12 protein-coding genes and 1 pseudogene are annotated in these 12,378 nt (G+C 64.9%); 3 read left to right on the top strand and 10 right to left on the bottom strand.

Annotated elements, in window-relative coordinates; translation table 11 throughout:
- Positions 1-7 precede the first annotated feature (7 nt).
- From SCH01S_RS14420 to SCH01S_RS14410, 3 genes are all read right to left on the bottom strand, one after another.
- Positions 8-1,432, bottom strand: coding sequence for an aldehyde dehydrogenase family protein (locus tag SCH01S_RS14420; protein WP_046349520.1), 1,425 nt, complete (start codon positions 1,430-1,432; stop codon positions 8-10).
- A 67-nt stretch (positions 1,433-1,499) separates the two neighbouring features.
- Positions 1,500-2,423, bottom strand: coding sequence for an MBL fold metallo-hydrolase (locus tag SCH01S_RS14415; protein WP_046349519.1), 924 nt, complete (start codon positions 2,421-2,423; stop codon positions 1,500-1,502).
- 70 nt (positions 2,424-2,493) lie between these two features.
- Positions 2,494-4,791 carry a ribonuclease R family protein gene (locus SCH01S_RS14410; protein WP_046349518.1) on the bottom strand — a complete coding sequence of 766 codons (2,298 nt, stop codon included), beginning with the start codon at positions 4,789-4,791 and terminating at the stop codon, positions 2,494-2,496.
- Between the two features lie 116 nt (positions 4,792-4,907).
- Between SCH01S_RS14410 and glpD the strand changes: the two genes are divergently transcribed.
- Both glpD and proS read left to right on the top strand, forming a co-directional pair.
- Positions 4,908-6,338, top strand: a complete 1,431-nt coding sequence (gene glpD, locus SCH01S_RS14405; RefSeq protein WP_046349517.1) for a glycerol-3-phosphate dehydrogenase — start codon at positions 4,908-4,910, stop codon at positions 6,336-6,338.
- Positions 6,339-6,347: 9 nt separating this feature from the next.
- Positions 6,348-7,883 (top strand): proline--tRNA ligase, encoded by a 1,536-nt coding sequence (gene proS, locus SCH01S_RS14400; protein WP_046349516.1) that lies wholly within the window; start codon positions 6,348-6,350, stop codon positions 7,881-7,883.
- A 329-nt stretch (positions 7,884-8,212) separates the two neighbouring features.
- On the opposite strand, the gene SCH01S_RS14395 is transcribed toward proS, so the two are convergent.
- Complete coding sequence (locus SCH01S_RS14395) at positions 8,213-8,434, bottom strand: hypothetical protein (RefSeq protein ID WP_157032995.1); 222 nt, start codon at positions 8,432-8,434, stop codon at positions 8,213-8,215.
- On the bottom strand, positions 8,409-8,972 hold the full coding sequence (locus tag SCH01S_RS14390) for a hypothetical protein (RefSeq protein ID WP_245612282.1): 564 nt from the start codon (positions 8,970-8,972) through the stop codon (positions 8,409-8,411). Before SCH01S_RS14390 ends, SCH01S_RS14395 begins: the two co-directional genes overlap by 26 nt.
- Positions 8,973-9,060: 88 nt before the next feature.
- On the opposite strand from SCH01S_RS14390, the gene SCH01S_RS14385 reads away from it, so the two are divergent.
- A complete protein-coding gene (locus tag SCH01S_RS14385; RefSeq protein ID WP_046349513.1) occupies positions 9,061-9,309 on the top strand; it encodes a DUF433 domain-containing protein in 249 nt (82 codons plus the stop codon).
- A 169-nt stretch (positions 9,310-9,478) separates the two neighbouring features.
- On the opposite strand, the gene SCH01S_RS16245 is transcribed toward SCH01S_RS14385, so the two are convergent.
- From SCH01S_RS16245 to SCH01S_RS14375, 5 genes and pseudogenes are all read right to left on the bottom strand, one after another.
- The gene (locus SCH01S_RS16245) at positions 9,479-10,579 is read right to left on the bottom strand and encodes an MBL fold metallo-hydrolase (protein WP_084689595.1); all 1,101 of its coding nucleotides are present in this window, start codon (positions 10,577-10,579) and stop codon (positions 9,479-9,481) included.
- Positions 10,576-11,199 carry a hypothetical protein gene (locus tag SCH01S_RS16630; RefSeq protein ID WP_157032993.1) on the bottom strand — a complete coding sequence of 208 codons (624 nt, stop codon included), beginning with the start codon at positions 11,197-11,199 and terminating at the stop codon, positions 10,576-10,578. The genes SCH01S_RS16245 and SCH01S_RS16630 overlap by 4 nt, the downstream gene beginning before the upstream one ends.
- Positions 11,200-11,408: 209 nt before the next feature.
- Positions 11,409-11,751: pseudogene (locus SCH01S_RS17295) on the bottom strand (hypothetical protein); the annotation flags it as partial.
- Positions 11,742-12,095 (bottom strand): type II toxin-antitoxin system HicB family antitoxin, encoded by a 354-nt coding sequence (locus tag SCH01S_RS17370; RefSeq protein ID WP_046349512.1) that lies wholly within the window; start codon positions 12,093-12,095, stop codon positions 11,742-11,744. The gene SCH01S_RS17370 and the pseudogene SCH01S_RS17295, both read right to left, overlap by 10 nt.
- Positions 12,092-12,346, bottom strand: coding sequence for a type II toxin-antitoxin system HicA family toxin (locus SCH01S_RS14375; RefSeq protein WP_046349511.1), 255 nt, complete (start codon positions 12,344-12,346; stop codon positions 12,092-12,094). Before SCH01S_RS14375 ends, SCH01S_RS17370 begins: the two co-directional genes overlap by 4 nt.
- Between the last annotated feature and the right edge of the window lie 32 nt (positions 12,347-12,378).

The following is a 12,378-nucleotide window of genomic DNA, read 5'->3' as shown; positions in this document are numbered from 1 at the left end:
TGGCGGATCAGGCGGGCTCGCCGACGACCGATTTCACTTCCATGAAGTCGGTCAGGCCGTACCGGCCGTTCTCGCGGCCGTTGCCCGACTGCTTGTAGCCGCCGAACGGCGCGCCGGGATCGGGCGACCAGCTGTTGATCGTGACCAGCCCCGCGCGCATCCGCCGCGCGACCTTGGCGGCCTTGGCGGGATCGCCCGAGATCGTCGCCGACAGGCCATAGGCAGTGTCGTTTGCGATCCGCACCGCCTCGTCCTCATTGCCGTAGCCGATGATGGTGGCGACCGGCCCGAACGTCTCTTCCTTCGCGATCCGCATGTCCGGCGTCACGTCGCGGAACAGCGTCGGGCGAATGTAGAAGCCGCGGTTCACGCCTTCGGGCAGGCCGGTGCCGCCCGTCACGAGCGTCGCGCCTTCATCGATCGCGCTCTGGATCAGGCCCTGGATCTTGTCCCACTGCGCCTTGTTGACGACGGGGCCGATATGCTGCCCCTCGGCAAGCGGATCGCCGACCGGCGTCGCTTCCATCATTGCCTTGATGAAGGCGGTCGCTTCGTCGAGCTGGCTCTGGTGGACCAGCACGCGGGTGGGCGCGATGCAGCTCTGGCCGGTATTGGCGAGCACGCCCATCACCGTGGGCGGCAGCACGGCGTTCAGGTCGGATCCTTCCAGCACCAGGTTCGGCGCCTTGCCGCCCAGTTCTTGATGGACACGCTTGACGGTCGGTGCCGCGGCGGCGGCGATCGCGATGCCGGCGCGGGTTGATCCGGTGAAGCTCACCATGTCGACGTCGGGATGGGCCGACAGCGCCGCGCCGACCGTCGGGCCATCGCCCTGCACGAGGTTGAACACGCCCGCGGGCACGCCTGCCGCGTCGAGCACTTCAGCCAGGATCGCGGCGCAGGCCGGCGTCTCTTCGGACGGCTTCAGCACCATCGTGTTGCCTGCGGCCAGCGCGGGCGCCACTTTCGCCGCGATCTGGTTGATCGGCCAGTTCCAGGGGGTGATCATCGCGACCACCCCGATCGGCTCGTGAAGCACCTTGGTGCTGCCGATCGTTTCTTCGAACTTGAACTCCTTCAGCGCCCGCAGCGTATAGGCGAAGTGGCCGAGGCCCGCCGGCGCCTGCGCGCCCATCGCGAGCGCCATCGGCGCGCCCATTTCGATCGAGATCGCCCGCGCGATGTCGGGCATGCGCTTTTTGTATTCGGCGATGATCCGTTCCAGCAGTGCCGCGCGTTCCTCGACGCTGGTCTGCGAGAAGGTCTCGAACGCGCGCCGCGCCGCTTTGACGGCCTTGTCGGCATCGGCCGCGCTGCCGAGCGTGATTTCGGTGCAGGGCTCTTCGTTCGCGGGGTTGATGACCAGGTGGCGCTTGCCGCCTTCGCTCTCGACCCACTGGCCATCGATATACTGCTTCAGATAGCTCATCATCGCCGCGCACTCCCGAGTCTGGTTCGCGCGCCAGATTAGGTTTCCGAACGAAACTGGCAAGCGCGACTTAACTCAAACCGCCCGGACAGTAGCGCGCTTTCTCGTCGGGAGCGGCACGAAGGCGGCTGTCGATATAATAGCCGATCATGGCCGGCACGCGGTCCTTGTCGGCGGCGGGGATGAACGGTGCGGCATGCTGCATCCAGCCGTCGATGCAGGTCTGGCGTGACGCGCTGCTGCCGGCGCAGTCGAGCAGCGCGTCGAATGCTGCCCGCCACCGGGTGAACTCGGCACGCGTCATCGTCGCGCCATGGCCGGGCACGAGCGTCCGGAATGGCACGGAAGCGATGTGGCCGAGCGCGGTGCGCCAGCCGTCCGGGCAGGCGGTGTCCATGAAAGGGGCGAGTCCGACCACCAGGTCGCCGACGGCGGCCAGCCGCGCCTTCGGATCATACAGCCAGACGTCGCCCGCGGTCGCGGCATAGCGCTCCAGATGCACGTCGAACCGGCGGCCGGCGATCGTCATCGGACCGCTGCTCCGCACCGGCCGCGACGGGCGAAGATCGGCGACATCGTCCATCGCCGCGAAATCAAGCCGCGCGTCCGCGGCCTGATCGGGCGTTGCCTTGCCCGAGGCGAGGAACGCCTCCGCCCCGGCGCGGCTGCGCTTCAGGAAGCCGGTCAGGGCGCCGTTCACCGCTTCGCTCGCGACGATCTGCGCATCGGGGAAAGCCGCCCGGATCTCCTGGTTGCCGCCGGTGTGATCGAGATGCCAGTGGCTGTTGACGATCGCGGCAATCGACTTGCCGCGTGCGCTTGCGGCGGCGAGGATCGCTTGCTGGTGCGCCGGGTGGCGGCCTGTGTCGAAGACGATCAGTCCGGCCGGGGCGTCGAGCAGCACCGAATTGCCGTCCGGCTCGCGCCCGCGATCCCAGCCGCCTGGGATCAGCTGCCAGGTCGCGGTCGAGGCGGCGAGAAGGAGGGCAAGCATGGCGTCAGCCTAGACGCTTGACCGACACGGCCAAGCGCGCCGGTCGAGCAATCCTCGCCGTTGGCAGATTTCAGCGCCGCCGCCCTTGATGCCGGATGTTGGCAGGGCGGCCGCGTCGCCGCCCCGGCCGTTCGCGGTCGCGGCGGCTTGGGGCCGCACGCGGAGAGCCGCCTTCGGGCAGCTCGAAGCGCAGCGAGCCGGTCACCGGATTGGCCTCGGCGAGGCGGAGCTTCAGCCGCTGGCCCGGCGCGAAGACGGTCTCGGTGTCCTCGCCGACGAGCGTCTGGCTGGCCTCGTTGTAGCGGAAATATTCGGCGCCGAGCGTCGAGACCGGCACCAGCCCGTCGCCGCCCAGCCCCTCGACCGTGGCAAAGAAGCCGAACGGCTGCACGCCGGTGATCCGCGTTTCCAGCACCTCGCCGACACGTTCCGACAAATAGGCTGCGACATAGCGGTCGATCGTCTCGCGCTCCGCTTCCATCGCGCGACGTTCGAGCTGGCTGATGGATTCGCCGATCAGCTCCATCGCCTCGCTCTCGGCCGGCGTCAGCGCCGTCTTGTCGACCTCGGGCCCGAGCCCGTAGGCGCCGACCAGCGAGCGGTGGACGATCAGATCGGCATAGCGGCGGATCGGGCTGGTGAAATGCGCGTAGGACCCGAGCGACAGGCCGAAATGGCCTTTGTTGTCGGGCGAGTAATAGGCCTGGGTCTGGGTGCGGAGGATCTGCTCCATCACCTGCGGGCGGAAGTCCGCGTCGCCGATCCGTTCGATGATACGGTTGAACGTGCCGGGCTTGATCACCTGGCCGAGCGCGAATTCGAGGTCGAAGGTCTTCAGATAATCCTTCAGCGCGACCAGCTTTTCGCGGCCGGGCGGCTCATGGTCGCGGTACATGACCGGCGCCTTCTTCGCCTCCAGCGCCTTGGCCGCGGCGACGTTGGCCGCGATCATGTAATCCTCGATCAGCTTGTGCGCATCGAGCCGCTCGCGCGGGGCGACCGAGAGGATGCGGCCTTTCTCGTCGAGCACGACGCGACGTTCCGGCAGGTCCAGCTCCAGCGGCTCCCGCTTTTCGCGCGCCTTGTAGAGAGCGCGCCAGCAGTCCCAGAGGGGGAGGAGGGCCTTCTCGGTCAGCTCGCCAAGTCCGCTCGTCCCGAGCGAAGTCGAGGGGCGCTTCTCGGAGCCTGTACCCGCGCCCCTCGGCTGCGCTCGGGACGAGCGAGCCTCATGCTCGTCGATCGCCGCCTGCGCATCCTCATACGGAATGTTCGCGGCGATCCGCACGACCGCGCGGGTGAAGCGCCAGCTCTTCAGCTTGCCGTCCTTGCCGATCACCATATGGCAGGCGAGCGCGGCGCGATCGACGCCTTCCTTCAGCGAGCACACGTCCGCCGACAGCGTTTCCGGCAGCATCGGCACGACCCGGTCCGGGAAATAGACGCTGTTGCCGCGTCGCCGCGCTTCGCGGTCCAGCTGCGATCCGGGGCGGACATAGAAGCTGACATCGGCAATCGCGACGATCGCGTTCCAGCCGTCCTCCGTTGCCTCGGCCCAGACGGCGTCGTCATGGTCGCGCGCATCGACCGGATCGATCGCGACGATGGGAAGATGGCGCAGGTCCTCGCGCTTGCCGAGCTCCAGCTTTGAAACTCGCACGGCTTCGGCCAGCACCTCTTCCTTGAAAACGTGCGGGATGCCGTGGCGGTGGATCGCGATCAGCGAGAAGCTGCGAGGCTCGAACGGGTCGCCCAGCCGTTCGACCACGCGCGCGGTGAGCCGGGGCGGGCGGCCGGTTTTTTCGGCCAGAACCAAGTCGCCGGCCTGCGCCTCGCCGCGGTCGGAGACCGGGAATTCCCGCCGCTCGCGTTTCTCGACGCCCTGCAGGAACCAGCGCTCGCCTTCCTGGTGGAGCACGCCCAGCATCAGCTCTTCGCCGCGCGCGAGCTTCTTCATCGGGTGGGCGATCCAGCCCTTTCCGGCTTCCTCTGTGCGGGCCAGGATTCGGTCGCCGACCCCGAGCGCCGATTGCTTCTTGCGTTCGCGGATGCGCAGCTTCGGCGCGGCGGTGTCCGCTTCCCAGCGCTCCGGCACAGCCCAGGCCTGCCCGTCCTCGTCGATATCGACGATCCTGAGCACCGTAACCTTGGGCACGCCGCCCATCTTGTGGAAGGCGCGGCCGGGCGCGCTGTCGATCAGCCCTTCGTCGGCCATGTCCTTGAGCAGCGCCTTCAGGGCCACCTTGTCCGCGCCGTGCAGGCCGAACGCACGCGCGATCTCGCGCTTGCCCGCAGGCTCGCTGGAGGAGGTGATGAAGTCCAGGATCTGCTCGCGGCTCGGAAGTCCGGCGGGTCGTTTTGGCTTGGCCATGATTGCGCTTACGTCCCCAGCTCCGTTCGTGTCGAGCGAAGTCGAGACACGGATTTCTGACAACGCTCGACAGACGTTCTCGACTTCGCTCGAAACGAACGGCTAAGAACGCGTTCGTGTCCAGTTACGATCTCCTGATCATCGGCGGCGGCATCAACGGTGCGGCGATCGCGCGCGAAGCGGCGCTGAACGGCCTGACGGTGCTGCTGGTCGAGAAAGGCGACCTCGCCTCGGGCACGTCGTCGGCGTCGACCAAGCTGATCCACGGCGGCCTGCGCTACCTCGAATATTACGAGTTCAAGCTGGTGCGCGAGGCGCTGATCGAGCGGGAGCGGCTGCTGAAGGCGGCGCCGCACCTGATCTATCCGCTGCAGTTCGTGCTGCCCCACGAACATGCGGTGCGGCCGAAATGGATGATCCGCGCCGGGCTATTTCTTTACGACCATCTGGGCGGCCGCATGTCGCTGCCGAAGTCGCGCGGGATCAAAGGCGGCCCCTGTCTGGCGCCGCTGACAAAGGCGACCAGCGGGTTCGTCTATTCGGATGCATGGGTCGACGATGCGCGGCTGGTGGTGCTGAACGCGCGCGACGCGGCCGATCATGGCGCGGAGATCCGGACGCGGACCGAACTGCTGTCGGCGCACCGGCAGGGCGATGTCTGGCGCGCGGTGCTGAGCGACGGCGAAGTGACGGCGCGGGCGCTGGTGAATGCGGCGGGGCCGTGGATCAGCGACGTGGCGGCGCGGCTGGGCGTCAACGGCAAGGCGGGCGCCCGGCTGATCCGGGGCAGCCACCTGATCGTGCCGCGGCTGTTCGAGGGCGAGCACGCCTATATCCTGCAGCAGCCCGACCGGCGGATCGTGTTCGCGATCCCCTATCACGGCCACACGCTGGTCGGGACGACCGACGTGCCGGTGGACGAGCCCGGCGCGGCGCGGATCAGCGAGGCCGAGACCGATTATCTGCTGGCTGCGGTGAACCGCTATTTCACCCAGCAGACGGGCCGCGGGGATATCATTTCCACCTATGCCGGCATCCGGTCTCTCTACGACGACGGCGCGAGCGAAGCACGGCAGGTGACGCGCGATTATGTGCTGGAGCTGGACGATGACGGGCCGCCGCTCCTCTCGATCTTCGGCGGCAAGATCACGACCGCGCGGCATCTGGGGCAGGTCGCGATCGAGAAGCTCGCCAGGCCGATGAGCTTCGAGGCCGTGCCGGCGACGGTCGCGCGCATTTTCCCCGGCGGCGAGATCGACCGGTTCGACCATTTCCTCGCACGGGTCCGCGCCCGCTGGCCGTTTCTGGGCGACGCGCGCAGCCTGCGCATGGCGCGGGCCTATGGCTCGATGCTGGAAGCGATGATCGGCGACCGGACCGACCTGGGCGAGGAATTCGGCGCCGGGCTTTCCGCCCGCGAGCTCGACTGGCTGGTCGAGCGGGAATGGGCGCGGACGGCCGAGGACGTGCTCTGGCGTCGGACCAAATTGGGCTTGACGGGCGAAGTCGACGAGTCCCGGTTGCAAGCCTATCTCGACCGCCGCTAGGGCGACACCATGACCATCAAGCACGCGCTGCCCGTCACGCGGGAACAGGATTTCGCCGCCTGGTACCAGGCCGTCATCGCCGAAGCCGACATGGCCGAGGAATCGGGCGTGCGCGGGTGCATGGTGATCCGGCCGTGGGGCTACGGCATCTGGGAACGGATGCAGCGGCTGCTCGACGATCGGATCAAGGCCGCGGGCTATGACAATTGCTACTTCCCGCTGTTCATCCCGCTGTCCTATTTCGAGAAGGAAGCGGAGCATGTCGAAGGCTTTGCCAAGGAAATGGCGGTCGTCACCCACCACCGGCTGAAGTCCGAGGGCGGCAAGCTGGTCGTCGATCCGGACGCGAAGCTGGAGGAGCCGCTGGTCGTGCGGCCGACGTCCGAGACGGTGATCGGCGCCGCCTTTTCGCGCTGGGTGCAGAGCTGGCGCGACCTGCCGATGCAGATCAATCAATGGGCGAACGTGGTGCGCTGGGAAATGCGCACGCGCATGTTCCTGCGCACGTCCGAGTTCCTGTGGCAGGAAGGCCATGCCGCTTATGCCGACGGCAAGCAGGCGCTTGCCGAGACGCTGAAGGCGCTGGAACTCTATCGCAGCTTTGCCGAGGACTGCGTGGCCCTGCCGGTGATCGCCGGCGAGAAACCCGAGAATGAGCGCTTCCCGGGCGCGGTCGCGACCTATTCGATCGAAGCGATGATGCAGGACGGCAAGGCGCTGCAAGCGGGCACCAGCCACTATCTGGGCGACAATTTCGCGCGGGCGCAGAACATCCGCTACCAGAACGACGCCGGCGAGATCGAGTTCGCGCACACGATCAGCTGGGGCATGTCGACGCGGATGATCGGCGGTCTGATCATGACGCACGGCGACGACGACGGGCTGCGCGTGCCGCCGCGGATCGCGCCGTACCAGGTGGTGATCGTGCCGATGCTGCGCGACACCGAGGAGGATGCGGCGGTGCTCGACTATTGCCGCGCGCTGGCCGCCGACCTGAACGCGCAGGCAGCGCTGGGCGAGCCGGTGCGGGCGCTGCTCGACGCGCGGCCGGCCAAGGCGGCGAACAAGCGCTGGGCCTGGGTGAAGAAAGGCGCGCCGCTGATCGTCGAGGTCGGTCCGCGCGACATGGCCGGCGGCAATGTCAGCGTGATCCGCCGCGACCGGCTGTACCAGGAGAGTGGCAAGCTCGCCTCGCTGGTCCAGCCGCGCGCCGAGTTCGTGGCGAGCGTCGCGGGCCTGCTCGAGGAAATCCAGGCCGGCCTGTTCGCCGAGGCGAAGGCGCGAACGGATGCGAACATTCGCCGCGACGTGACCGATTTCGCCGAGCTGGAGCGCTTCTTTGCCGAGAGCGTGAAGTTCCCCGGCTGGGTCGAGGTCGAATGGGCGCGGCCGACCGGCGCCGAGCTGGACGCGGTCGACCAGCGGCTGAAGGCGTTGAAGCTGACGCTCCGCAACGCGCCGGAGAAGGCCGCGCCGGCGACGGGCACCTGCATCTTCACGGGCCGCCCGGCGTTGGAGCGGGTGCTGGTCGGGCGCAGCTACTAAGGTGCAGGCGGCGATGGCCGCCGTGGCCCGACCTGGCCAACTTGGACGACTTTTACATGGATTCCGGGAAATTTTCCCTTTGCCGGGGAAAATCGCCGATGACGGATTGACCAGGTCAAAGAGCCGGCACGCGGGTTAAGCGCCCGGGCGGGAGCCTGGCACGGGCGCGGGGGTGTAGGACAGGGAATTGTTGCCGGTGTGTTCCGCCGCTCGAACCACAGGTTTGGCCTGAGCTTGTCGAAGGCCTGCCTTATCGCGATCGGAGAAGGAACAAGGGAGGGCTTCGACGCGCTCAGCCCAAACCGGCTGTGGGGAATGTGCTTAGGCGATCACCAGCGCCAGCCCTGCTTGTCGGTGATCGCGTTGATGGCGTCGAGCAGCGCCTGCTTGCTTGCCGTGCGGCGCGTGCCGGCGTTGCGAGGGACGGGAATGGGGCCGTTCTTGGCTTCATACTCGGCGCGGGCGCGCGCGAGGGTTCGGCCGTATTCGACGAAGTCGATCGTGCGGCCGGGCCAATTCTCCACGTCAGGCTTCGAGGTCTTCGACGCCATAATCGCCAACACTCTCCTCGCGAATGCGCCCATCTAGATAGTCTATGTCCAACGCGACGTTAAGGCCGAAGAGCGTGCGCGCCTGATCGATCATCTCGCGTGCGGTGCCGCTGGCGTATTGGCCCATCCGGTCGGCGATCATGTCCTCGACCGAAAGCACAACCAGCTCCGGCTCGTTCGGAATCGCGCGGATCATGGCGAGGCGCGTGGCCGGCACGCTGCCGCCCATCGGGCTGCTGCCGACGACTTCGAAGCCGAGGCCGATATCCGGGTGTATCCAGCCGCGCGTGCTCTTCCCCGGTCCGGAGGGGCGAACGAAGCCGAGCTTCTGCAGCTCCTCCTCCAGCTCCGGCTGGACGGGCGTCGTTATGTCGATGTCGCCGGTCATGATCGCCGAGCCGGTGTAGAACTCAACCGCCCCGCCGCCGACCAGCACCGGCCGCGAGTAGCCGCGCTGCGCGAGCCCCTCGCTGGCGCGGGCGAGCATGCGCAATGCCGCGAGGAATTCGGGGCGCCAGGGGAGGGCGGGGCCAGTCACGGCAGCATCGTTGCCGATGCCGCGCGCCCGGGCAAGCCGCTCTCTCGCCACCCTTGACGGGTGACCGATCCTTCTCCAGCTTTTGCGCATGACGCTCGCTGGCTTCCCCCGCATTGCTGTCGATCCCGGCGTCTGCGGCGGCCGGCCCGTCATCGCCGGCACGCGCGTGCGCGTGACGGATATTCTGGACATGCTGGCGGGCGGCGCCTCGGCGGCGGAGATCGCGGCCGATTTTCCCTATCTGAGCGAGGATGACGTGCGGGCAGCGCTGGCCTATGCCGCGGCGCACGCCAATCACCCGATCCGACGCGCCTCGTTGCGCATCGCGCCGGCCTAATGATTTAGCGCAGCTAAATCGAGGCTCGAGGTTCGATGCGCGATCGGCCGGCGCCGCTAGCAGCCGCGACCGACGACGCGGGATTCACTTCCGCGTCGTGCGCTGATTCCCTCGCAAACAGCTGGCGAGGTGCCCAGCCCGTAAGGGCCAAATGGACCGTATCCGCGCGTTATTCCTCTTGCTCAGTCGGGTATGGTCGTCCAGCGATTCCACTCCAACCAACTCTCGCAGGCGCGTTCCAACCCGTTCTGATGTTCTGTCCCTCAGTGGCCAAGACCTTTCCACCGCGATGGTGCATTGCACGCTCAACAGCCTTTCTAGGATGATCGGGATCAGCCTTAGCCGAGCTGATGAAAGCACTGAACGTTGCACTTTCATCGGAGACGGCCCCATCAAGCCTAGAGCCAAGTATGGTATCCAGTAGTTCGGTTGATACATTTCTTCTCGATCCATGGTGCGGGACTTGGAAGCGGTCGATCCCGGGCAGTGTTAACCCGACGTATGGAGAATAGGAAATCATCTCTGATAGCGCACCTCTGCCGGCGTCGCCGGTCAATACTACCTTCACGCCACCTATATTTGCGTATTGAATTACACTCATCTCGTTTTCGCAACTGGTGCCTTGCGCGGGGAAGACTTCTTCTCCCCATGCCGCTTTGATGAAGTTCGCCGTCGCTTTCACAATAGTCTTGAGGCTGGAGTATAAGGATTCGAGAAGATACGTAGCAGATTCTGCTGCTGGCTCTGGTGTCTTTTCGCTATCGACAATCAAATCTAGGTATCGTCCTTTCGAGGGAGCCATAACGGTAAAGTGGCCAATATTAGCCCCTTGAAAGGCCTCATAAATTGGGATGCCCTTGTCTATGGCAATATCTTCAAGGTCAGCTACATTGGGATAGCACTCCCGGAGTTTCTTTCTTAGGTTATCTACGTTCGTATAATTCTTGAATCTGTTGACTAACTCATCTGCATATAACCAAGGTCGGTTCATCCAAAGTGCGTTGACGGTCCCGTTTTCTAGGATGTGCTTCAAACCTCGCGCGTGATCACCATCGGAGTGTGTCAGAACAACATTGTCGATATAACTCTGGTTGGAATAATGAGCGTTAAGGTGTTCAAGAATGGTCTCGCCCATATCGGTGAAGCCACCGTCCACCACATTGACGTACTGAATGCCATTGATCGCTGACCGAATGGTTATGGCGTCACCACTCTTTGCGGTTTCGACAGCAAGAAAATCAACTTCAAAGAAATCATTTGGGAAGCTCATTTGGTCTCTCCAAGAGTTTCAGTCGATAGAACTTGCACGACGAGCTCGTTGCCCATCTGTCGAGCCGCGGTCGCCGTTAGAACACTGGCGAGCAAGGTTAGGCCGGAGAGCCACACAGTAGGCCTCAACGGGATATCAGTCTCCGAGAGTGCCCAAGCTGGGACAGTGACTAGTGACAAAAGCAACAGGAGGGCAGACGTATCGCGCCAGGCCAAATACCTGAAGCTGTAGTGCTCTACATTTGGCTTGTCGGCGTTCCGCTTGAAAACCTGGTAAAACGAACGCTGTTGAACATCGGGCCGCTCATCTCGAAGAGTCGCGTATTCAGAGATTCTAGCGGTATCTATCCGATCTGGATGGCTCGCTGCATTCGTAAAGGCGCGATATCCCGGCAGCCTGTGGCGGGCTCTCAAGAACACCCAAGCTTCCTTAACCGGCTTAGGTATTATGTCTTGAACAAGAGTCGTGACCACGGTCGCTACAGCCAGATAGCCAAGTCCCTTTTTCAGCTCGCCTTGCTCAAGAACCCCTGTAACGAGGTACGCACCGAGAAGAAAATAGGCCGTCGAAGCTGGTACAAGGTATTGCACCACCACCTTCGCCTTGTGTGAAACAGTCACGTTATTCTCCCTAGGAGAGAGTTGGCGTGACCTTAAGCAGAGCAACTCAAGCGTCTAGTAACCTTCCACCTTATCCACATTAATTTACGCCAGATCGGACGAAGTCCGATAGGCGAGTAGGTTACGGTCAAGTCTGAAATTAATGTTTGCCTTGTGGCGCGCGCGATACTCCGCCGCCACCCCTCCTTCTCCACCCCCGCTCCCTGCCGCCCCCGCTCTAGCAACGGCTTGAGGTACGCGCCCGTATAGCTCCGCGGCTCGGACGCCACCGTTTCCGGCGTGCCCGTCACCAGCACCTCGCCGCCCTTCACGCCGCCTTCGGGGCCCAGGTCGATGATCCAGTCGGCGGTCTTGATGACGTCGTGCTTCGCATGTGTTCAATCGGACAGCGCCCCGCGCTGTCCGGCCTACGGCCACCACCACGCTGTTGCCCTGCGCGACCAGGGCGTGGAGGACTTCCAGCAGCTTGCGCACGTCTTCGAAATGGAGGCCCGTGGTGGGCTCGTCCAATATGTAGAGGGTCTGGCCGGTGCTGCGCCCGTTCAGCGTGCGCTGGCCAGGCGTCGTTCGGCCAGCGTGTCGAGCGCTTCTTCGCTGAACTGGTTGAGGCTCATGCCGGAAAGCTGCGCAGCGAGCGCGGCGCGGGCGTGGACGTCCGGCCGGATGCGGACCATCACCCGGCCCGAATAGGCCCGTTCCGGCGACTTGCCGAGCTTCGCGCAGGTTTCGAGATAGTCGTCGACCGCCTCGTGGAACGCCTCAACGAGGCCGCGCGCATCTTCGGCGTGGAATCCGACCACATCGTTGATGCCCGCGATCCGTCCGGTCAAAATGGCGTCGTCGGCATCGAACGCTACCGCCGCGTGATAACCCTTGTAGCTGAGCGCGCCCGTCATGGCTTGACTCCCAGTTTCTCCAGATACTCGCGCGCATCGCGCACCTGATACCGCTTCGCCTCTTTCGCCGGATGAGGGCGATGGAAGCTGACGATCAGTCCGTTCCGCTCGAACTTCACGCGCGATCCGCTTCCCTCGATCGCGGTGCAGCCGATCGCAATCAGCAGATTCTCGATCGCAGCCCACTCGATGTTGGCCGGCGCTGGCTCTGCAAACACCGCGGCCAATGTCTTACGGTGTTTGCTGTTCACGACATAGTGATAGCAGATTGCGCTATCAATAC

Source organism: Sphingomonas changbaiensis NBRC 104936, from assembly GCF_000974765.1.
Classification (GTDB): domain Bacteria; phylum Pseudomonadota; class Alphaproteobacteria; order Sphingomonadales; family Sphingomonadaceae; genus Sphingomonas_B; species Sphingomonas_B changbaiensis.
This window is presented reverse-complemented; position numbering and strand designations above follow the sequence as displayed.